Below are 20842 nucleotides of genomic sequence, written 5' to 3' on the forward strand. Positions count from 1 at the left end.
TGGCATGAGCCGTATACGTGGTCCGTATGTACGGTTCTGTGAGAGGGATGAGGCGGTGACGCCTCACCCTACTCGTTATTATGGCATGGTTGCAGATTTAACCCGGCAGCGTCGCAGGAGACGTTCCCCATGCTATCAATCCAGCCAGCGCGCCGGCCGGGGCGTAAAGAACCGTTTGGTCCTGGCCGGGGGTGCGCAATATCCCAGTTGGTTGTCCGCTGACAGCACGATCCATGCATCCCGGTGCGCCACCCCGACATCAATAGCCCCCCGCGTGTCAAAGCAGGCCAGGTTTTCATCGCTGTCCACCAGCAGATACCGGTCGGCCCCTTCCTCCATCCATTGCCAGGCGTTTCGTTCCTGCTCCTGTGTGGAATCCAGGTAGCTGAAATGAGTGATGTCCAGCGGTGAAAACAGGATGAACTGCTCGGCGAAGTCAATCAGGCCCAGCTGGGCGCCCTCCGGCAAGACCTCAGCGGTTTTGCGCATCACATTTTCAGGCGTGCGGAAAGGTTCCGCCAGGGTATAGCCCCAGGTGCTGAAGAGCAGCCAGCTCACCATTAGCGCAGAGAACCACCGATACAGCGAATCAGACCGGAAGAACATCGCGAGTGATACGAGCCATACGAGGCCCAGGGTCAGCACAAAGGTGCCTGCCTGGTGCAGGTGGTCGGGGTTGCGGGTGTAGTCGGTGATCTTGTCCACCAGCGTCGGGTGATCGTTCCACGCCAGTATTCCCAGGGTGACAAGCACAATGCCAAGCAGACCGTGCAGACCTGTCAGAACCTTGCCCAGCCATCCAGCGCTCTCACTGTTGCGGACGATTACTGCCAGGGCCAGGGCGAACATGGGCAGGGCCGGCAGGATATAGACGCCGCGCTTGCCCGGGCTGGCGCTGAAGAAGGCCACGACGAGCAGTATCCAGATCAGCAGCGTAAACACGACCCGGTGTTGCCTGCAGGCGGCCAGGGCAGGTCGCCAGAAAGCCAGCAATATCAGTGGCAGTGGAAACCACAGAGACGGGATCGAATTGCTGATGAAGTAGTGCCACGGCAGGATATGCCCCCAGGAATCCGCATACCGCTCCCCGGTCTGCTTGAACAGGATGTTGTCCCGGTAGGCATAGGCTGCCTCGGAACCCAGCTGTTCCACGTAGACCACCATGGGTAGTACCCAGGCTGCGGCGATCGCTAACATGACGAGTGGCCCCAGCAGGCAGCGCCATTTCAGGCTGTCGCGGAAGTACTCTTTGTCCCGTAGTGCGAGAATCAGGATGGGGATAAACATGAACAGGGGTAGGAAGCCGACTCCCTTGGTAATAATCCCCAGCCCCATGAAGCCCCACGCGGTGAAGTACCAACCCCAGGCGGGGCGTTCGAAGAAGTGACGCAGCAGTCCATAGCAGGCAACGGTAATCCAGCAGGCAACCATGGCATCGATCTGGGCGTTCTTGGCCTGGATCAGGAATTGCGGTGCCAGCAACAGGAAGAAGCCGGCTATCAGGGCTGTGCGTTGGTCCGCAAGCCGGCGCCCGAGATCCATTACCAGCCCCAGGGTCAGCAGGGCACAGAGTGCATTGGGCAGCAGGAAGGCAACCTTGAGATTGCCGGTAATCCAGTAAAAGAACGCAATGATCCACATGAAAACCGGTGGCTTGTCCGGATAGAACTCGCCTCCACGCATGGGGATCAGCCACTGGCCGGAATCGACCATTTCCCGGGCCACCTCGGCGAATCTCGGTTCATCCGCCGGCCAGGGGGACCGCAGCCCGATACCCGTGAAAACAACGATCGCGGCGAACCCCATCAAAAGCAGGATCTGAACATTGGGGGTCAGGGCAATAATCCGGTTCCTGATCACATCAGGCAGGGCGGGTGCAATCATCGGTCAGTCTGTGCGGTAAGGTGAGTGATCGTGGTTGATAGCTGTCGGTTCCGGTGGGTACGGAAGAGGAGCAGTCCCAGGGCCGCTGCGATGACAAACATCACCATACCCAGCACCAGCTGGAATTCGCTGGCCCGCCCGAACCCGGCGCCGACCATTGCAAAGACAACCATCTGTGGCAGGTAACCGACGACACTGCCGCCGGCAAAGGGAATCAGCCGGATATCGGAGCTGCCTGCAAGGAGGTTGGTGATCAGGTTGCTTCCCACGGGCATCAACCGGATCATCACCACCTTCAGGAATGGGTTGTCGCGGGTCAGCTTGTCGAAAGATGCCAGCCGGGACCCGGCCTGGCGTTTCAGTGCGGGGCGCAGGAACCATCGGGCCACGTAGAAACACCCCACTGCGCCGGCGAGGGTAATGGTCGTGCTGTAGAGTGCTCCCCAGGCAGGCCCCAGGGCAAAGCCGCTGGCAAATGCCAGTAACTGACGAGGGCCGCCGAACCCGGTAAGGATCAGGCCAGCCAGGCTGATCAACGCTATGTCTGCAATATTGCCGTCCACCAGTCTGTGACGGAACGCGGTCTGGTCGGCAACCACATCCAGCCAACCAAGACGGATCGCTGTGATACCGGCTGCGGTGATCGCCAGGAAAATGACAAACCGTGCCCAGCGGCGCACGTCAGGCTCTTCCCTCGGATACCTGGTCTACGATCTCCGGCACCGGATACCGATGCAGTAGCCAGAACACACCGAACAGGTCGGCGATGCCCACCCAGGCACGGTTCCAGGCAGAGTATTTGGAAACACCCGCCTGCCGTGGCCGGTGGTGGACATCCACAACCCGTATGTCGCCGCCCATCCCGCGGATGAGTGCCGGCAGGAAGCGGTGGATGTGATCGAACCAGGGTAACTTCCTGAAGGTGGCCTTGGGGAACAGTTTGAGCCCACAGCCGGTGTCCGGTACCCCGTCCCTGAGAATGGCATTGCGAACACGGTTGGCCAACCGGGACTGAAAACGCTTCCAGGCCGTGTCCCTTCGGTCCTTGCGGTAACCGGCAATGCAGAAGTCGGCTTTGTTCACCGTGGCAGCCTGTTGCAGCAGCAGCGGGATATCGGCCGGGTCATTCTGGCCGTCACCATCCATGGTGATGATCCAGGGGAAACGGGCGGCGTCTATCCCGGAACGCAGTGCGCCGCTCTGCCCAATGCTGGTGCGATGACGGATGCCCTGGAATGGACAGCCCAGCGTGGCGGCGGCAGTGCGTGCGGTTTCCAGTGTCTGGTCCTCACTGCCGTCATCCACCAGCACAATCTCGAAGTCGTGGTAATGGTGCAGGACGGCATGGATTTCCCGGAACAGGCTGGCAATATTGCCGGCTTCATCCTTCGCGGGAATCACGATGGATACGGATGTTTCGGTGGGCATCGCGGCTACCTCGGTACAGGCGACGTTGGGAAAACTGGGACTGGCCCGTAGCCAGCCAACGTCATAATGAGGTATCAGCCTTAAGACAAGCTTAAGCCGGTGTGCGAACCGGCAGCCAGATATTGACGCACAGCCCCGGTTGGCCGTCCGGTCGGTCCTCGAGGATCAGCGCACCACCGTGGAGCTCGGCAATGCGACGGGAAATGGCCAGGCCGAGCCCGGCTCCCGAGCCCAGGCGCTGGTCCAGGCGCCCGAAGCGCCCCAGGGCCTTGTCCCGCTGGTCAGCCGGTATGCCGGGCCCCTGGTCACATATCCGTATGCGGAAGCCGTCGCCATCGGCCGCAAGGTGTGTGTCTATCCGGGTATCGTCGGGGCTGTACTGTATGGCGTTGGCCAGCAGGGATCGCATCAATGTGTTGAGCAGGGCCGCCTGGCCACTGACCATGGCCTGGCCGATCGGGTCTTCCAGGGACGGTTCGATCCTCTTGCGCAGGGCCAGGGGAGACACATCGGCAATACTCTGGGCGACAATGTCCGACAGGTTGACATACTCGGGACTGAACCCGACACCGGCGTCCACCCGACTCAGCAACAGCATCTGCTCCACCAGGTGCCCCATTCGGTCCACGGCGGCCGTCAGTTCCCGGAACTTTGCCGGGTCGGTTGATTCCAGCTTTTCCAGGTTCAGGCGCAATGCGGTCAGGGGGGTTCGCAGTTCATGGGCGGCGTCGGCGGAAAAGCGCCGTTCCCGCTCGAGGGCATCATCCAGGCGCTCCAGCAAACCATTGACCGCCATCACCAGCCCGCTCACTTCTCGCGGGGCGTGTTGGGTATTGAGGGGGTGTATCCGCTCAGGGGCCATGTGCCTCACTGGCTGTTCCAGCTTGCGCAAGGGCCGGAAGCCCAGCTGGATGGCAACGGCAACCGCTACAACCAGCAGGGGCAGGGCGATCAGCAAGGGGAGTATATTGCCCATGGCCAGTTCCTGGCTGAGCTCCTGACGAATGTCCTCGCGCTGGGCGGTGCGTATCCAGTAACCCGTCTGTGGGTCCTGCAGGGTGAACGTGCGCCATTGAAACCCCGTCGCTTCGGCCCAGGCGTAGCCGGGCGTCAGCGCCAGGTCGTCGTTGGCTGCGAGGGTGTCCAGCAGGGGCTCGCCTTCCGGGGTCCAGACCTCGAAGGCCAGTTTCTTCTCGTATTTGTGGCCGGTGCCGTCCGGGAGCACCTCGTCATAGTCTCCTTCATCCAGGGCTCCCTCGGGCAATTGCAGGGTTTGCTGAAGAATGCCCGCCAGCTGCTCCGGAGACCCGGTACTGGCCAGATGTTGGACCAGGCCCTGAATGATCCGCGTGCTCTGGGCCAGCTCGGCATCGAACAACTCTTCAAGTTCATGGTTACTCTCGATATAGCTCCAGACAGCGGCAACCGCCGCAATCAGCATGACAATGGAGGCAACCAGGGCAATCAGCGTGCGGGTCAGGGACATGGGGTGGTTCCGCAACTCTGGGCCTCCTGGCTGTCCAGCAGGTAACCGACGCCACGAATGGTTCGAATCACCGATTTCCCCAGGCGCCGCCGAAGGTGGTGGATATGGACTTCCAGGGCGTTGCTTTCCACCCCCTGGTCCCAGCCGTAAAGCTGCTCTTCCAGCCGGCGCCGGGTGGCTACCTGGTCGGGGTGACGCATCAGGTAATGGAGGATCTGCAACTCGCTGCGGGGCAGGGTAACCACCCGGTCACCGAGGGACAGTTGGCCCGACTCGGGGTTCAGGGCCAATGCGCCGACGGTCATACCAACGCTCGGCGATGCACTGCCCCGGCGGGTCACCGCACGGATACGTGCCTTGAGCTCTGCCATGGCGAAGGGCTTGGTCAGATAGTCATCGGCTCCGGCGTCCAGGCCCTGGAGTTTCTCATCCAGGTCAGAGCGGGCTGTCAGGATAATGACCGGGGTCAGCACACCCGCACTGCGACTGCGAGCCAGTACATCCAGTCCGTCCAGCCGTGGCAGCGTCAGGTCCAGGATGGCCAGGTCGAAGTGTTCGTCCATGAGGGCATTAAGGGCCTGCTGGCCATCGTCAAGCCAATCCACGGTGTGCTGATCCTCCCGCAACATGGCGAGCATGGTATTGGCCAGCATGTGGTCGTCTTCCACAAGGAGAATGCGCATGGAGCCATCCTTATCTGATTCACCGACACATTCTGGCACAGAAATCTTAAGGGCTTCTTAAGAAAACCCCCGGTTTCCTTTAAGGCGGGGTTAAGGCTGCTCCCCTAATGTCTCGTGGTAACAGGGAGATAGCCTATGAATGACCCTTTAATCATGCCCACCGGCCTGGACCTCGCTTCCGATGAGGTAACGCCTGTGGCGCGCTGTGGCCAGCACTGGTTGTGCCAGGTTAGTAGCGCCACTGAAGCCGCCCGGCGGGTAACCGACTTTATACAACGCCGGTTCCTGCAGGCCTATGGGGCCCGTCCTGAACTGCGGCCGCTGCCGCTGATGGTGCTGGTCAATGCCCATGGCACCTTGCTGGCTGCCGTTGGTGTGCGTGAGGCAGCTTCGGAACGCCTGTTCCTTGAAGATTACCTTGACCAGCCCGTGGAACGTGCCCTGCCGGAACCGGGCGGTTGTCGCGACAACATCATGGAAATTGCTCACCTTGCTGGTGTAGAGGCCGGGGTCAGTCGCCTGCTGTTTGCAGCAATGGCGCTCTGGCTTGAGCAGTGCAGGATGCACTGGGTGGTTTGCACTGGCACAGACCAGTTGCGTAACGGGTTTCAGCGCATGGGTATCCGGGTGGCGGATCTTGGCAGCGCGAGGCCGGAACGGCTGGCGGACGGAGGGGATGACTGGGGGAGTTATTACCAGCACAACCCGAGAGTCATGGCCATGCATGTCCCCGTTGGCCTGGCCGGCCTGCGTGCCCGGGGCCTGATGGACAAGGTGGCGCTGGCCTCCGGGGTGGAACCGGAGACTGCCGTGGTACCTCGATGTGCGGAGGGTCGTTATGGCTACATTGCCTGAGCGTTTGCAGGCGTCGGCTGCGGTCCACCCGGATCGACCTGCGCTGGTATCCGGCGATCATCAATTTTCCTACGGGCAGTTGCTCTCGGCTTCAGAGAGACTTGCTGCGGCACTGAAACAGCGCGGGCTGCAACGCATTGGCCTTTGTGGCGACAACGCACCGGCCTGGGTGGTGGCCGACCTGGCCTGCCTGTTGGCCGGTGTGGTTTGCGTACCCGTGCCGGTGTTCTTTTCCGCAGCCCAGACCCAACACCTGGTCACCACCGCCGGGCTGCAGGCGCTGCTATGGCCGGATGAAGCCCCGGGTCGGGAGCCCCTGGGCGAGGGCGTCTGGATCGATCGCCTGGGTGATAACCCGGCTCGCGCTCCGCTGCCGTCAGAGACCGCAAAAGTCACCTTTACCTCCGGTAGTACCGGCACCCCCAAGGGTGTCTGCCTCTCCCAGGCCCAATTACTGGCGACCGTCGACGCCCTGCGCGAACGGCTGACGCCGGTGGGCCCAGCCCAGCACCTATGTATCCTGCCCCTGGCAACCCTGTTGGAGAACATCGCCGGGGTGTATCTGCCGCTGCTGATGGGCGCGGCTGTCCGGGTAGAACCCCTGGCCCTGGTCGGGCTCACAGGCAGCAGTGGCGTTGATCCCCGGGGCCTGATTGGTGCCCTCAACCGCTGGCAGCCGGAATCCCTCATCCTGGTGCCGGAACTGGCCCGACTTCTGGTGCAGGCTGCCGATGCAGGGCTGCTGAAAACGGACCATTTCCGTTTCCTCGCCGTGGGAGGCGGGAAGGTTGCACCGGATCTGCTGAAGCGTGGCCGGGCGCTCGGGCTGCCCCTGTATGAAGGTTATGGCCTGTCCGAATGTGGCTCGGTGGTGGCCCTGAATACACCGGGCGATGACCGCATCGGCTTCGGAGGCCGGCCCCTGAACCATGTGAATGTTCGTGTCGATGAGCGGCGCCACATCCTTGTCCGGGGTAACACGCACCTTGGTTATCTGGGAGAGTCAGGTTCTGCCAATGGATCGTCCGCAGAAACACCGAATGACTGGCTGGACACCGGCGATCTGGGGCAACTGACTGGCGATGGCTTCCTGCAGGTGGATGGCCGTTCGAAGAACCTGTTGATCACCAGCTTCGGCCGAAATATCAGCCCCGAATGGCTGGAGGCCGAACTCGTACAGGCATTGGGCGCCCGGCAGGTGGTGGTCTTTGGTGACGGTGAACCCCGTCTGTCGGCCCTCGTGCACCTGCCCCCCGGCCAGCCAGCCGGGAAACTGGAACCTGTCCTCCACCAACTCAATCAGTCCTTGCCAGACTATGCCCGTCTGGGGGTGGTCTACTGCCTTGAACAACCCTTGTCAGTGGCCGCCGGTTACCTGACGGCAAACGGCCGGCCCGTGCGGAATCGCATTCAGTCCGACCTGCCCGTGCTGATGGCCGGCAGTTATCCCGTTTATCCGGAATCAATAGAGGAAGCACCCATGGAATTCTTTGACCAACTTCAGGCGGAAACCGCCGAGGCCCGCGCCCATGTCACCCGTGCACCTGTGATCCAGGCTGTTCAGCAGGGCCAGGTGAGCCTGGAAAGTTATACCTGGTTCCTGACCCAGGCCTTCCACCATGTCAAACACACGGTTCCCCTGATGATGGCCTGCGGCGGGCGCTTGCCTGAGCGGCTGGAGGGCGTGCGCAAGGCACTGGTGGAATACATAGAGGAGGAATACGGTCACCATGAGTGGATCCTCGACGACCTCCAGGCCTGTGGCGAGGACCGGGAAGAGCGCCGCACCAGCAAGCCGGACCTGTCCATCGAGCTGATGGTGGCGTACCTCTACCACCAGATCGACCGGGGCAACCCGGCCGCCTTCTTTGGCATGGTGCAAGTGCTGGAAGGCACGTCTATTGAGCTGGCCACGCCCCTGGCCCGACAGATACAGGCGCATCTGGGCCTGCCCGACAAGGCGTTCAGTTACCTCTATTCCCACGGGGAGCTGGACCAGGACCATTTCAAATTCTTCCAGGACCTGATGAACGGCATCACCGATCCTGGTGACCAGCAGGCCATTATCGACTCGGCCCGGGTGGTCTATCGCTTGTATGGCGATATGCTTCACCGGATTCCCTTACCTGCCTCGACTGAGCAAACATCCCGGGAGTCTGACCATGCAGCTGCGTGACCGCCGCTTCCTGCTGCTGGGAGGAACAGGTGGTATCGGGCAGGCACTGATTCCTCTGCTGCTGTCCGAAGGGGCACGTCTGCTGGTGGCGACCCGTCGTCCGGACAGCATCACCCTTCCGGAGGGCGTAACAGCGGTAAAGCTGGACCTTGCTGCCGAAAACCTTGACCAGCAATTACAGGCAGTGACCGACGATTGGCCGGACTTGTACGGCGTTATCCACTGTGCCGGGCAGAATCGGTTCGCGTCTGTCGAGCAGTCGACAATAGCGGACATCGATGACCAGTTGGTGGTCAACCTTCGCAGTGCCATGATCGTTGCCCATCACTTTGTCCCCATGTTCAGGGCCCTGGACGGCGGTGCCCTGGTGTTCGTCGGTTCCACCTTCGGCAGTATCGGCTATCCCGGCTACTCCGCCTATTGCGCCACCAAGTTCGGCCTGCGCGGCTTTACCGAAGCCCTGCGGCGGGAACTGGCAGACAGCCCATTGCAGGTTCTGTATTTCGCTCCCCGGGCCACGGCGACGGCGATGAATCCGGAATCCGTGACCCAGCTCAACCAGACCTTGGGCAACGCCATGGACCCGCCGGAACAGGTTGCCGCCCAGCTGATCTCGGCCATGAAACGGGACCGGCGCCGGTGCTTCCTGGGCTGGCCGGAGAAGCTGTTTGTGGCGATTAATGGCGTCCTGCCACGGCTGGTGGACAGGGCCATGCTGAAACAACTGCCGGTCATTCGGCGCTTTCTGGATTCAGGAGTTCAGTTATGAAGTGGGTGATACTGTTGGTGGCTTCGCTACTGGTTCAGCCAGTATGGGCCGATAACCTGGAAACTGACCTGGCTGCGATTCAGCAGCGTTGGGCTGAAATACAGTACCAGGTGGCAGAGGATGACAAGGAAAAGGCCTTCGAGGCCTTGGCGGGTGAGGCGGAAACGTTAACAGCCCGTTATCCTGATCGTGCCGAGGCGCTGATCTGGCGCGCGATCGTGCTCAGCACCTGGGCTGGAGAGAAAGGCGGCCTGGGGGCCCTGGGCCTGGTGAAGGATGCCCGCCGGCACCTTGAAAAAGCGATTGAAATCGACGACCGGGCGCTGGACGGCTCAGCCTATACCTCCCTTGGAAGCCTCTACTACCAGGTGCCCGGTTGGCCCATCGGTTTTGGCGATGACGACAAGGCCCGTCAGCTGCTGCAAAAGGCACTGTCCATCAACCCGGACGGCATCGATCCGAATTTCTTCTTTGCCGACTACTTGCTTGAACAAGGGGAAGAGGACCGGGCCAGACAGTACCTTGAACGTGCCTTGTCAGCACCGGACCGCCCGGGACGGACGCTGGCGGATGAAGGTCGGCGGCAGGAGGTCAGGGATCGCCTGGACAAGATGATATCTTCCCGCTGAGTGACGCCGGGGCGGTCGCGGCCCGGTGCCCCGTTCTTTTCAAACGGATGTTCAGTCGGTCTGTGATTCCGCAAAGAGCTTGACCCGGGTCAACACATCCTCCCATTGCTGTGAAAGAATGATTTTTGGGTCAGTCCGGCCTGGCAAACCATGCCACTGGTAACAACCCGTGGCGGTGGGAGGGAATCATGTTGCCAATCAAGGGATTCAGATCGCGAACCTGGTTAACCACTCTGTTGTCGGTATTGCTTTCCAGTACCGCATCGCTCGCTGCGTTCAGTGCCGAGCGATCGCCTCCCACGGCAGACCACAGCAAGTTCGAAGCCTTGCAGGGGCCGTTCAACAGTGCGCAGGAAGTGACCGAAGCCTGTCTGGGCTGCCACAACGAAGCTGCAAACCAGATCCGCGAAACCACCCACTGGAACTGGACCTACGACCACCCGGAAACCGGCCAGCAGCTGGGCAAGCGGAACGTGATCAACAGCTTTTGCGGAATGGTGGTGACCAATGAACCCCGCTGCACCTCCTGCCACGCGGGCTACGGCTGGACGGATATGAACCAGCCCCCGCCCTCGGAAGATTCTGCCGTTGACTGCCTGGTCTGCCACGACACGACGGGTGACTACTGGAAGTTTCCCACCCTCGCCGGCCTGCCCACCGACAAACCCAGGGAGTGGCCGGGCGGCAGTGGAAAGATGGTGCAGCCTCCCGATCTGCCACATATCGCCCAGAATGTGGGTGCCAGCGACCGCCAGAACTGCGGCAGCTGTCACTTCTATGGCGGTGGCGGAGATGGCGTGAAACACGGTGATCTTGACTCGTCGCTGGTGAACCCGCCGCGATCCCTGGATGTGCATATGTCGCCCGACGGGCTGGACTTTGCCTGCGCCGATTGCCACTCCACCTGGGGCCATAATGTCTCCGGCAGCCGTTACCAGGCCACCGCAAAGGACACCGTCGGCATTGATGTGCCCGGCCATACCGACCTGAGCCGGGCCAGTTGCGAGTCCTGCCACGGCTTCGAGCCCCATGACAAACCCAAGCTTAACGACCATGTGGAAAAGCTGGCGTGCCAGACCTGCCACGTGCCCGAGTTCGCCCGCGGCGGGGTGCCCACCAAGATGTGGTGGGACTGGTCAACCGCTGGCAGGCTGGACGAAGATGGCAATCCCATCACCGAATATGACGAAAGCGGCCACGTAAGCTATCTCAGCACCAAGGGTGATTTCCACCATGAGGAAAACGTGGTGCCCCACTACGCCTGGTTCGACGGCACGGTAGAGTACACGCTGCTGGAAGATGGGCTGGACCTGTCCAGTGAACCCATTGAGATCAATCGCATTGACGGCAGTGCTGACGACCCGGCTTCCCGCATCTGGCCTTTCAAGCTGATGCGTGGCAAGCAGCCGTTCGACACCCAGCTTAACACCTTGTTGGTTACCCACGTATTCGGTGCGGATGACACCTCGTTGTGGAGCAATTTCAACTGGCCGAACGCACTGCAGGCCGGCAGCGAGATGTCCGGCCGGCCTTTCAGCGGTGAGTATGACTTCGTGGAAACGGAAATGTACTGGCCCATAACCCACATGGTGCCGCCTGCTGAGCAGGCCCTGCGTTGTGGTTCCTGCCATGGCGCGGAAAGCCGCCTGGCGGGAATCGGTGGTATCTACATGCCGGGACACAGCGCCAACGCCTGGCTGGACCGGATTGGCTGGCTGATCGTCGTGATGACGCTGCTGGGGGTGCTGGCCCATATCGCGGCAAGGGTTATCTTCAGGGGGAGGAAGCACTCATGAGCCGGGTCATGATCTATAAACGCTTCGAGCGCTTCTGGCACTGGTGCCAGGCATTACTGATATTCACGCTGCTGTTCACCGGTTTCGAGATTCACGGCAGTTACTCGGTACTGGGGTTCGGTGATGCAACACAGGTGCATACGCTGGCGGCCTGGGCGCTGATCGTATTGTGGCTGTTTGCCATTTTCTGGCATATCACAACAGGGGAGTGGCGCCAGTATATCCCGACCCGGAACGGGCTGTTTGCGGTGATCCATTACTACCTGGTCGGTACCTTCACCAGGGCAGAGCACCCCTATCGCAAGACCACCCGGGCCAAGCATAACCCCTTGCAGCGGCTGGCCTACCTGTTCTTCAAGCTGGTGATATCGCCGGTGATCTGGGTATCCGGGCTGCTGTACCTGTTCTATGCGGGCTGGCCCGGCATGCTGGCAGGCACACTGGCGCTGGAATGGGTTGCAATGGTCCACACCGCAGCGGCCTTTGCCATGCTGGTCTTCATCATTGCCCACGTGTACATGACCACCATGGGGCACACCCTGACCAGTCATATCCGGCCCATGGTCACCGGGTACGACGATATCGACGATAAGTAACGGGCCGAGAGGGCCGGGGTTTAAACTCCGGCCCTTCGCCATCCCCGGTTTTCGTCGGCGGAGGCTCCGGGTACCATGTGGCGTTTCCCACGTAACCATCGTCACAAGACCGCACCTTGACTGCTGACACTCCTTCCGAATCTGCCCAGCCCGGCATCGATGCCCGCCGGAATTTCTTTGTGGTCTGCCTGGCGCTGACCCTGTGCTTTGTCGTCTATTCCATGCTGATCGTGGCAGTGCCGGTTTACGGGCTTCGGCTCGGGGCCTCACCCCTGGTGCTGGGCGCGGTACTCAGCACCCAGTACCTGCTGCCCCTGTTGTTTGCCATTCCCCTTGGTGGGGTGGTGACCCGTTATGGGGGTAGGGCGACGCTCATCAGCGGTGCCTGCCTGATGGTGGCCGGCCTGCTGTCCATGCACATCTGGTATGGCTATCCGGGGCTGGTGCTGGGCCAGTTGCTGGTGGGGCTGGCGCACCTGCAGATGGTGCTGGCGGCCCAGACCATCATCTCCAACCTGGGCACCGGCCCCAGACTCGAGCGGTACTTCGGCTGGTATTCCACCTGGCTGTCCGGTGGCCAGGTGGTCGGTCCACTGCTTGCCGGTTATCTGCTGGACTCAGGGCCGGGCACTGGTCAGGTGTTCCTGGTGATGGCGGTGTTCGGCGCCCTGGCCGGCCTGGCCGGTTTCTGGCTCACCGGGCAGGCCAGGGAGCGCCTGAAGGTAACCCGTAGAGAAACAGGCTTTCGCGCCCAGTGGGGGCTGATGCGTACCAACCCGGGTGTTCAGTTATCGGTGCTGGTGACGGTGTTGGGCATGTTTGCGCTGGGGGTCTACGGCAGTTACCTCCCCGTTTACCTGGAAAGCCTGGCCATGAGCCCGGTCGTTATCGGGGTGCTGGTGAGCCTGCGGGCGGCAGTCTCCATGCTGATCCGGCCTTTCATGGCGCCAATGATCGCGATGGTGGGCGGTCGCCGGAATGCGGTTCTTCTGGCACTGGGCACCCTGGCAGCGGGCATTAGCTTCCTCGGGTTCTCCGAACAGATTCTGCTGATCGGTTTGCTGGCAGTACTGGTGGGCATTGGCGCAGGGCTTACCCAGCCCTTGTCCATGGTGCTTCTTGCGGAGTCCGTGGATCGCGAAAAACGTTCCGGGGCCCTTGGTATGCGCCTGATGGCCAACCGGGCGATCCATTTCCTGGCACCGTTGCTCTTCGGGGTCCTGCTGGAGCTGGGTGGGTTTGTGCTGGCGTTTGGTGCTTCTGGCCTGGTGATCGCGGTTGCACTGATCTTTATGCAGCGGCGGTGAGTCGGCTGCGCCACAATGGTGCCTAGAATGCTAGCTCGGCCTCGGCCAGAAAAATATTTATCATAAAATCAATTGCTTGAAATTCCTGAACACTTGGCCAGCTTTTTGCTGAGGTTAGTTTGGTGATCCGTGCCTACGGAAACAACATAACGACCCAACCGTTCAGGAGAAGTACCCATGAGCCTTAAACGCAGCCTGGCACTTGCTGCCGCACTCACCCTGCCCGTGTCCGCCATGGCCGAGGACCCGATGAAAGTCGGTTTCGTATACGTCGGCCCGATAGGGGACCACGGCTGGAGCTATCAGCATGACCTGGGGCGCCTGGCCCTTGAGGAGCACTTCGGTGACCAGGTGGAGACCACCTATGTGGAAAACGTCAACGAGGGCGCCGACGCCGAGCGCACCATCCGCCGGTTGGCCCAGGCGGGCAATGAGGTGATCTTTACCACCTCCTTTGGCTTCATGAACCCCACTGCACGGGTGGCCGAGCAGTTCCCCGATACCACCTTCCTGCACGCCACCGGCTATAAACGTGCCGACAATCTGGGCACCTACCTGTCGGTCACCTATGAAGGTCGTTACGTCACCGGCGTTACTGCGGGACTGGTGACCGAGACCAACACCCTGGGCTACATCGCCTCTTTCCCGATCCCGGAAGTTATCCGGGACATCAACGCCGTATACCTGGGTGCCAGGTCGGTCAATCCGGATATCGAGCTCAAGGTAGTGTGGGCCAACACCTGGTTTGATCCGGCAAAGGAGGCTGATGCAGCCAACGCGCTGATGGATCAGGGCGCCGATGTCATTGTGCAGCATACCGACAGCCCGGCGCCGTTGATGGCAGCTGACAAACGGGGCAATTGGGGTGTGGGCCAGGCTTCCGACATGCGGAAATTCGGTGGCGATGCGCACCTGCTGTCCGTGGTCAATGACTGGGCCCCGTACTACATCGATACCGTCCAGGCGGTCATGGACGGCGACTGGGCTCCAAGCGACTACTGGGGCGGCATTTCCGAGGATGTCATCCAGGTTATCGGTATCAGTGATCGACTGACGGGGGAGCAGCGGGCGAAGGTGGATGAGGTGATTGCCTCTATCGACAGCGGTGAGTTCCATCCCTTCACTGGCCCGCTGAAGGACCAGGACGGTGAGCTGCGGGTACCGGAAGGCGAGGCCATGACCAACGAGCAACTGGCAGGCATGGACTGGTACGTGGAAGGCATGACAGCAAACCTGCCGAAATAAACGGGCAGGCAATAACCAAAAGCCGGCGGGCAATACCCGCCGGCTTTGTCTTCTCAGGCGCCAGCCAGCATCCGGGCGACCCCTTCCTGCACCTTCCGGGTCAACTCCCGCTCATCCAGGCCGGTGATAAGGCCATCTTCCATAACGCAACGACCCTGCACGAAGCTGTGCTTCACATGGACTGGCTCGCCGCACATCAAGGGCGCCATCAGTGGTGAGTGGACGCCGGCAAAGCGCGGCTGATCAATGTCGTAGAGCACCAGGTCGGCCTGCTTGCCAACGGCCAGGCTGCCGGTTTCCTGAAGGCCCAGCAAGTCGGCGCCGCCACGGGTGCCCCAGTCCAGCACCTGTTCAAGGGTGGTGACATCCGGCCCGTGGGCGGCCCGGTGGATCAGCCAGGCCAGGTTCAGTTCCTGCAGCATGGAGCCGGATTCGGCAGAGGCCGAGCCGTCCACCGCCAGCGAGATAGGCACGCCGGCCTTTTCCATGGCCACCACCGGGGCGATACCGCTGCCCAGGCGACAGTTGGAGGTGGGGCAATGGGCAATGCCAGTGCCGGTGGCGGCCAGTCTTTCGATGGCATGGGGATCACTGTGGACCAGGTGGGCATACCACACGTCTGGTCCGAGCCAGTCGCAGGCGTCGGCGTAATCAATTGCGCCCTGGTGGTATTTCTCCCGCGCCTGGACCTCGTCATATGCCACCTCCAGCAAGTGGGAATGCATCTTCAGGCCATGCTCCCGGGCCCATTGGGCCTGGGCTCTGAGCCCGTCCGGTGTGCTGGAATGGATCAGGCTGGTGGGGGCTACCACCAGTTTCTTCATGGCGCCTGCGCCCTCCTGGTGGTGCTTCTTGCGGGTGGCATCCAGGCGGTCGATGACCTGGTCGATGGTCTCCGGTTCGATGCGGTGTTCAATCATGCCCTCGTGGGAGCCTGTCTCGGTGGCGCTGCCGCGACACAGAACCAGGCGGATGCCCAGTTCATCTGCCGCTTGCCAGACCGCTTCTTCCAGTTCCGGGCTGGTGGTGGCGTGGTACAGATAGTGATGGTCGGCGCAGGTGGTGGCGCCAGAGCGGATCAGTTCGTACAGGCCCAGCCGGGCAGCGTGGTACATCAACTCAGGGGTAACCTTTGGCCAGAAGCGGTAGGGTACGCTGCTGAGCCATTCCCCGAGGCCCTGGTTCAGCCCCGCGGGCACCCCCTTCATGATGGACTGGGCCAGGTGGTGGTGGGTGTTCACCAGCCCCGGCCAGATCACACAGCCACTGGCGTCGATAATGGTTTCCGGCTGCTCCACTGTGGGTACCAGGTCCCAGCCAAGCTCGGTGATAAGACCATCCTGGATACGGATGTCCCGGGCAGTGGGGTTGTCCTCGGTGTGGATGGCGACAGCGTTTCGGATCAGGTAGTTCAATGGTTGCTCCTTTACGGACGAACGAGCAATGTCCCGAAGCTCCGCCGCGGCCCGGCAGGCTTCTGACCGCTTCTACTCTTTCTACTCTTGTGTTGAATGACAGTGGTAGAGAGCGTGATGCAATATCCTGTCCATTTGCTGACCATATGGTCAGGTCCGGAATCTTTCCCTTTGATGGCTATCAACGTAGCACCTTGACGGTGCAAGTGTGGCAGTCGCTGCACAGTCCTGGTTCCCGAGATGACAGACTGCCCGGTGGAATCGCTGCCAAGCGACTGATTAAAGGCTGGCTTCGACGATGGAGTGAATGGCATGGATGCTGCTTACCACTAATCTGCCGGTCAGCACGTCATCGCTGACCGGCCCAAGTCTGAGTAGAAGCAGTCAGGCGCTGGCCGTTCGCTGGTGTCGGGTCATTGCTCAGTCGTCGGCCGGCATGCGAGAGCGGTTGGCGGCGATAGCAGGACTCGCTGCGTTTGCCCCTCCGCTGATCTCCTCCGGTCGTTGATCCCATCAGACGATAGTCCCGGAGGTACCAATGACCAACACTGCAGAAAAGTACGCCCTCAAGGAATTGAACCTGGAAACCACCTTTGGTGGCATGGGCAAGGAGATCGAGCGGGACGTGCCCGTGATTGATCTGACCGATTTCGACCAGCGACGAGGTGAAATTACAGAGCAGCTCTGGCAGGCCGCCACGGAGGTGGGCTTCTTCCAGCTGGCGAATCATGGCCTGGCGCTGGGCCTGGTCCGCGAGGCGTTCGGTCTGTCAGAGACATTCTTTGCCCTGCCCGAGGCCGAGAAGCAGCGCTTCCCGCTCAAAAAGGGCCTGAATGCCGGCTGGGAGTTCAAGTCCCAGGTGCGTCCGTCCACGGGCACTGCGGACGATAAGGAGTCCTACCAGATCACCCTGCCGCACATGGATGACCTGTGGCCAAACCAGAACCTGGTGCCGGAGTTCCACCGGGTGATGCTGGATTTCGAGTACCGGGCCTGGCAATTGGGCATGAAGGTGCTGTCCTGCTTTGCTGACCGGCTGGGCTTTGATCGGGACTTTTTCACCCGGGCCCATGACCGGGCGCAGCCGGACTACCAGAGCACCCTGCGTCTGCTGCACTATCTTCCTTTGCCGGACGACCACCAACCCGACGAATCGATCTGGCGGGCCGGCGCCCACACCGACTTCGACTGCCTGACCATGGTGTTTCAACAGGAGGGGCAGGGTGGCCTGCAGGTCAGCCCCGGCAAGGACGCAGAAGGCAAGGGCGATGACCGGGAGTGGTTCACCGTCACGCCCAGGGAGGATCGCATCACCTGTAACATCGGCGATATGCTGATGCGATGGAGCGACGACCGCCTCAAGTCCACCCTGCACCGGGTACGCATGCCGAGGCCGGGCGAGTACAACGGCCCCCGTTACAGCCTGGCGTTCTTCTGCCAGGCCAACAAGGACATGATCATCCAGGGTCCGGAACAGAAATACCCGCCGATCTCGGCGCGGGACTACCTGTTGCAGCGGATCCTGGCGAACTTTGATGCGGCGGAGAAGGCTGCGGCGGCCCGGCAGTAACTCATGCGAAAAGGGCCTCCAGCGGGAGGCCCTGTGATCACGCTGATCCAGCCGGGTCAGAACGCCGGGTCGGATCCGCGAGTGGCCCAGCCGGTCATGCGCCGCTCGACGAAGGCAAACATCTCGTACATCACCACCCCCATGATGGCGATGACCACCAGGCCGGCGAATACCAGGCCCATGTCCATGGTGGAACTGGCCGAGATCATCAGGTAGCCGATGCCCACATTCGAGGCGACGGTTTCCGAGATCACGGAACCCACAAAGGCCAGGGTGATGGCAACCTTCAGGGAAGCAAAGAAATAGGGCATGGAGCGCGGCAGGGCGACCTTCCTGAGGATGTCCAGCTTGCTGGCGCCCAGCGAGCGCAGCACGTCCTGTAGTTCAGGCTCCAGGGTGGCCAGGCCGGTGGCCATGTTCACCACCACGGGGAAAAACGAGATCAGAAAGGCGGTGAGGATCGCCGGCACGGTGCCAATGCCGAACCACACCACCAGCACCGGCACGAAAGCCACCTTGGGAATGCTGTTGAAACCCACCATCAGCGGGTAGACCGCCTTGTAGATCAGCGGAGACGAGCCCACAAGGACTCCAAGGATTACGCCAAAAATAACCGCAATCGCAAACCCCGCCACCGTGGTAAACAGGGTATGGGTGGCGTGTTTCATGATCGGGCCCTGGTACTCCAGCCATGACGCCCAGATGTCCGTCGGAGCGGGAAAGAGGTAAGTCGGCACGCTGAAGGCAAAGCACACCAGTTCCCACAGCAGTGCCAGTGACACCAGCAGGATCCAGGGCGAGGCCTTGATCAACAGTCGTTTTCGCTGCAGCAATGTCATGCAGACTCCTCCCGGATGCGGCCGATATGATCCCGCAGTTCGAACACCAGTTCGGCAAATTCGTCGGTATAGGTCACCGCCAGGTCCCGGGGACGGGGCAGGTCCACCGGTTTGCGTACCAGGATGCGCCCGGGGCCCTTGCTCATCACATATACCGTGTCAGCCAGGAACACCGCCTCCCGCAGGTCGTGGGTGACCAGTACCACGGTAAAGGGTTCTTCCTGCCACAGGTCCCGGACCATGCACCACAGCTCTTCCCGGGTGAAAGCATCGAGTGCGCCGAAGGGCTCGTCCAGCATCAGCAGGGACGGGCGATGGATCAGCGCGCGACAGATGGACGCCCGTTGCTGCATGCCACCGGAGAGCTCCCAGGGAAACTTGTCCTCGCAGCCAGCCAGTCCCACACGGGCCAGCAGGGCCCGGCCCTGTTCCTGGAACTTCGCTTTTTCGGCCCGGAAGCGGTGGCGGTAGTCCTGCACGATTTCCATTGGCAGCAGGATATTGTCCAGGGTGGTCCGCCAGGGCAGCAGGTTGGAAGCCTGGAAGGCCATACCCACGCCTCTTTGCGGGCCAGACACCTGTTTGCCGCCCAGGTAGACATAGCCGTCGCTGGGAGGCGCCAGCCCGGTTACCAGTTTCATCAGGGTGGACTTGCCGCAGCCGGACGGGCCGACCACGGCGACAAACTCGTTCTCCCGAACGCTGAGAGAGATATTCTCAATGGCCATGGGACCTTCTTCCCCATAGCGCATGCTGACATTTTCGAATTCGACCAGATCCATCAGGAACTCCGGCAGTTATGGTCAGCCCGGGCAGTTGCCCGGGCCTGGCGGGTTAGTCGATCATCCGCGTTTCGCGGGGCGGCAGGTAGCTGCTGTCAAACAGCGCTTCGAGTTCCGGTGAAGCCTCCAGTCCGTAGGAGGCGACCATGTCCTCCAGGGCCCGGGCCATGCGATCGTCCGTAACGGCACCCAGACCTTCGGCACGGGTCTCGTCGGTGATCACGTTGGTCTCCAGCGCGAGTTTCAGCCGGCGCAGCTCCAGGTCTTCCTTGATCAGGCCATCCCGTTGTTTGACGTATTTGATGGCGGCTTCCGGATCATCGATGGTTTCCTGCAGCGCCTTGTTGAAGGCCTTCAGAAAGCCCCGGACCGCTTCCGGGTTCTCGTCGAGAAGTTCATTACGGGCGATGATGGTATTGCCGTAGAACTCCACCCCGAAGTCCGGGTATTTCAGGGCGACGATGTTGTCCGGGTCCACGCCCCGGGCCTCCAGGTTCAGCAGGCTGGTAAAGTAGAAGCCGGTGATGGCATCCAGCTCGCCCCGGGCCAGCAGGGTTTCACGGATGGCCGGTTCCACGGATTGCCACTCCACCGAATCCACCGGCAGGTCGTTGTGGCGGGCGAACGACGGCCAGGCCTTGCGGCCGCCATCGAACACCGGTGCCCCCAGGGTCTTGCCCTTGAGGTCGGCGGGTTTTTCAATGCCCGATTCCTTGAGGGCAAACACCGCTGCGGGCATGGCGTTGTAGACCATGTAGACTCCGGTGACTTCGGTGTCCGGGTTTTTCGCGGTGGTCTCGGTAAGGGCGCTGAAATCGGCGAAGCCCATGTCGTAGCTGTTGGTGGCTACCCGGGTCACAGCGCCCGCAGAGCCATTGCCCGAGTCGATGGTGACGTCGAGACCCTCATCCGCGAAATAGCCCTTCTCAAGCGCCATCAGGAAGGGCGCAGAAGGCCCCTCGAAGCGCCAATCCAGGGTAAAACGGATCTCGGTTTCGGCCAGAGCGCCCGAAGTCGTCGCGGCCAGGGCGCCGCCCAGCAGGAGCGCGGAGCCTAGTCGTTTGAGCAGGCCCGGTTTGCGGTGGTTGTCGTTCATGGTAGTTCCTCGCTTTGTCGTTGAATCCTGTGTTTTGGTGTTGTGCCAACAGGGCCTGAGCAATTGGCATACCAGTGTTGCCTTCATGACGACAGGGGGGTGTAAAACCTGACCATATGGTCTGTTTGTGATGTTGGTGTCAGTGCGCATGGCGGTGAGGGTGCACGGAATTGAGGCTCCGGCTGTGAGTGTTGGGCTATTTCGGTGCAACTAGTGTCCCGTTTGGTTAATTCGCTGACCTACTGCGTGACGCTGGGGCCTCTGGCCAAGGCGCCAGTCCGAAGGT

The 20842-nt window shown here is 61.4% G+C and carries 18 protein-coding genes; 9 read left to right on the forward strand and 9 right to left on the reverse strand.

The genetic code is table 11. From position 1 onward, the window contains the following. Positions 1-135: 135 nt before the first annotated feature. The 5 genes from MLC59_RS17915 to MLC59_RS17935 all read right to left on the reverse strand — a co-directional run bounded on the left by MLC59_RS17915 (position 136) and on the right by MLC59_RS17935 (position 5481). Positions 136-1884, reverse strand: a complete 1749-nt coding sequence (locus MLC59_RS17915; protein WP_248236892.1) for an ArnT family glycosyltransferase — start codon at positions 1882-1884, stop codon at positions 136-138. Beyond that, entirely contained in the window at positions 1881-2564 is a 684-nt protein-coding gene (locus MLC59_RS17920; RefSeq protein WP_248236894.1) for a TVP38/TMEM64 family protein, read from the reverse strand. Before MLC59_RS17920 ends, MLC59_RS17915 begins: the two co-directional genes overlap by 4 nt. 1 nt (position 2565) lies before the next feature. Further along, complete coding sequence (locus MLC59_RS17925; RefSeq protein ID WP_248236896.1) at positions 2566-3312, reverse strand: glycosyltransferase family 2 protein; 747 nt, start codon at positions 3310-3312, stop codon at positions 2566-2568. 91 nt (positions 3313-3403) lie between these two features. Then, positions 3404-4798 (reverse strand): ATP-binding protein, encoded by a 1395-nt coding sequence (locus MLC59_RS17930; protein ID WP_248236897.1) that lies wholly within the window; start codon positions 4796-4798, stop codon positions 3404-3406. Beyond that, positions 4789-5481: a response regulator transcription factor gene (locus MLC59_RS17935; protein WP_248236899.1), complete on the reverse strand. Its 693-nt coding sequence runs from the start codon at positions 5479-5481 to the stop codon at positions 4789-4791. Before MLC59_RS17935 ends, MLC59_RS17930 begins: the two co-directional genes overlap by 10 nt. A 135-nt stretch (positions 5482-5616) precedes the next feature. Here MLC59_RS17935 and MLC59_RS17940 point away from each other — a divergent pair, with 135 nt between their 5' ends. The 8 genes from MLC59_RS17940 (at position 5617) to MLC59_RS17975 (ending at position 14854) form a co-directional block, all read left to right on the forward strand. Then, the gene (locus MLC59_RS17940; protein WP_248236901.1) at positions 5617-6336 is read left to right on the forward strand and encodes a thermostable hemolysin; all 720 of its coding nucleotides are present in this window, start codon (positions 5617-5619) and stop codon (positions 6334-6336) included. Further along, on the forward strand, positions 6320-8512 hold the full coding sequence (locus MLC59_RS17945; protein ID WP_248236903.1) for an AMP-binding protein: 2193 nt from the start codon (positions 6320-6322) through the stop codon (positions 8510-8512). The genes MLC59_RS17940 and MLC59_RS17945 overlap by 17 nt, the downstream gene beginning before the upstream one ends. Then, entirely contained in the window at positions 8499-9281 is a 783-nt protein-coding gene (locus MLC59_RS17950) for an SDR family oxidoreductase (RefSeq protein WP_248236905.1), read from the forward strand. Before MLC59_RS17945 ends, MLC59_RS17950 begins: the two co-directional genes overlap by 14 nt. Further along, positions 9278-9910, forward strand: coding sequence for a tetratricopeptide repeat protein (locus tag MLC59_RS17955; protein WP_248236907.1), 633 nt, complete (start codon positions 9278-9280; stop codon positions 9908-9910). The genes MLC59_RS17950 and MLC59_RS17955 overlap by 4 nt, the downstream gene beginning before the upstream one ends. A 188-nt stretch (positions 9911-10098) precedes the next feature. After that, positions 10099-11706 (forward strand): tetrathionate reductase family octaheme c-type cytochrome, encoded by a 1608-nt coding sequence (locus tag MLC59_RS17960; protein ID WP_248236908.1) that lies wholly within the window; start codon positions 10099-10101, stop codon positions 11704-11706. Continuing rightward, positions 11703-12302 (forward strand): cytochrome b/b6 domain-containing protein, encoded by a 600-nt coding sequence (locus tag MLC59_RS17965; RefSeq protein WP_248236910.1) that lies wholly within the window; start codon positions 11703-11705, stop codon positions 12300-12302. The genes MLC59_RS17960 and MLC59_RS17965 overlap by 4 nt, the downstream gene beginning before the upstream one ends. 116 nt (positions 12303-12418) lie before the next feature. Further along, positions 12419-13609 (forward strand): MFS transporter, encoded by a 1191-nt coding sequence (locus MLC59_RS17970; protein ID WP_248236912.1) that lies wholly within the window; start codon positions 12419-12421, stop codon positions 13607-13609. Positions 13610-13786: 177 nt separating this feature from the next. Then, positions 13787-14854, forward strand: coding sequence for a BMP family ABC transporter substrate-binding protein (locus MLC59_RS17975; protein ID WP_248236914.1), 1068 nt, complete (start codon positions 13787-13789; stop codon positions 14852-14854). 53 nt (positions 14855-14907) lie between these two features. On the opposite strand, the gene MLC59_RS17980 is transcribed toward MLC59_RS17975, so the two are convergent. Further along, positions 14908-16269: an amidohydrolase family protein gene (locus tag MLC59_RS17980; RefSeq protein WP_248236916.1), complete on the reverse strand. Its 1362-nt coding sequence runs from the start codon at positions 16267-16269 to the stop codon at positions 14908-14910. A gap of 538 nt (positions 16270-16807) precedes the next feature. On the opposite strand from MLC59_RS17980, the gene MLC59_RS17985 reads away from it, so the two are divergent. Beyond that, positions 16808-17839, forward strand: coding sequence for an isopenicillin N synthase family dioxygenase (locus MLC59_RS17985; protein WP_248236918.1), 1032 nt, complete (start codon positions 16808-16810; stop codon positions 17837-17839). Positions 17840-17895: 56 nt separating this feature from the next. Here the strand turns inward: MLC59_RS17985 and MLC59_RS17990 are convergent, their stop codons facing one another. The 3 genes from MLC59_RS17990 to MLC59_RS18000 are packed head-to-tail and all read right to left on the reverse strand — an operon-like array spanning position 17896 to position 20556. Beyond that, entirely contained in the window at positions 17896-18678 is a 783-nt protein-coding gene (locus tag MLC59_RS17990; RefSeq protein ID WP_248236920.1) for an ABC transporter permease, read from the reverse strand. Beyond that, positions 18675-19460 carry an ABC transporter ATP-binding protein gene (locus MLC59_RS17995; protein WP_041333925.1) on the reverse strand — a complete coding sequence of 262 codons (786 nt, stop codon included), beginning with the start codon at positions 19458-19460 and terminating at the stop codon, positions 18675-18677. Before MLC59_RS17995 ends, MLC59_RS17990 begins: the two co-directional genes overlap by 4 nt. A 52-nt stretch (positions 19461-19512) precedes the next feature. Next, positions 19513-20556, reverse strand: coding sequence for an ABC transporter substrate-binding protein (locus tag MLC59_RS18000; protein WP_248236923.1), 1044 nt, complete (start codon positions 20554-20556; stop codon positions 19513-19515). Between the last annotated feature and the right edge of the window lie 286 nt (positions 20557-20842).

The organism is Marinobacter bryozoorum (genome assembly GCF_023156245.1).
In the GTDB taxonomy this organism is placed as follows: domain Bacteria; phylum Pseudomonadota; class Gammaproteobacteria; order Pseudomonadales; family Oleiphilaceae; genus Marinobacter; species Marinobacter bryozoorum.

What these genes read in the sequence shown, in the direction of transcription:
- MLC59_RS17915 (WP_248236892.1), bottom strand. Translation starts at nt 1,884, where the DNA reads ATGATTGCACCCGCCCTGCCTGATGTGATCAGGAACCGGATTATTGCC.
- MLC59_RS17925 (WP_248236896.1), bottom strand. Translation starts at nt 3,312, where the DNA reads ATGCCCACCGAAACATCCGTATCCATCGTGATTCCCGCGAAGGATGAA.
- MLC59_RS17930 (WP_248236897.1), bottom strand. Translation starts at nt 4,798, where the DNA reads ATGTCCCTGACCCGCACGCTGATTGCCCTGGTTGCCTCCATTGTCATG.
- MLC59_RS17935 (WP_248236899.1), bottom strand. Translation starts at nt 5,481, where the DNA reads ATGCGCATTCTCCTTGTGGAAGACGACCACATGCTGGCCAATACCATG.
- MLC59_RS17940 (WP_248236901.1), top strand. Translation starts at nt 5,617, where the DNA reads ATGAATGACCCTTTAATCATGCCCACCGGCCTGGACCTCGCTTCCGAT.
- MLC59_RS17945 (WP_248236903.1), top strand. Translation starts at nt 6,320, where the DNA reads ATGGCTACATTGCCTGAGCGTTTGCAGGCGTCGGCTGCGGTCCACCCG.
- MLC59_RS17950 (WP_248236905.1), top strand. Translation starts at nt 8,499, where the DNA reads ATGCAGCTGCGTGACCGCCGCTTCCTGCTGCTGGGAGGAACAGGTGGT.
- MLC59_RS17955 (WP_248236907.1), top strand. Translation starts at nt 9,278, where the DNA reads ATGAAGTGGGTGATACTGTTGGTGGCTTCGCTACTGGTTCAGCCAGTA.
- MLC59_RS17960 (WP_248236908.1), top strand. Translation starts at nt 10,099, where the DNA reads ATGTTGCCAATCAAGGGATTCAGATCGCGAACCTGGTTAACCACTCTG.
- MLC59_RS17965 (WP_248236910.1), top strand. Translation starts at nt 11,703, where the DNA reads ATGAGCCGGGTCATGATCTATAAACGCTTCGAGCGCTTCTGGCACTGG.
- MLC59_RS17975 (WP_248236914.1), top strand. Translation starts at nt 13,787, where the DNA reads ATGAGCCTTAAACGCAGCCTGGCACTTGCTGCCGCACTCACCCTGCCC.
- MLC59_RS17985 (WP_248236918.1), top strand. Translation starts at nt 16,808, where the DNA reads ATGACCAACACTGCAGAAAAGTACGCCCTCAAGGAATTGAACCTGGAA.
- MLC59_RS17990 (WP_248236920.1), bottom strand. Translation starts at nt 18,678, where the DNA reads ATGACATTGCTGCAGCGAAAACGACTGTTGATCAAGGCCTCGCCCTGG.
- MLC59_RS17995 (WP_041333925.1), bottom strand. Translation starts at nt 19,460, where the DNA reads ATGGATCTGGTCGAATTCGAAAATGTCAGCATGCGCTATGGGGAAGAA.
- MLC59_RS18000 (WP_248236923.1), bottom strand. Translation starts at nt 20,556, where the DNA reads ATGAACGACAACCACCGCAAACCGGGCCTGCTCAAACGACTAGGCTCC.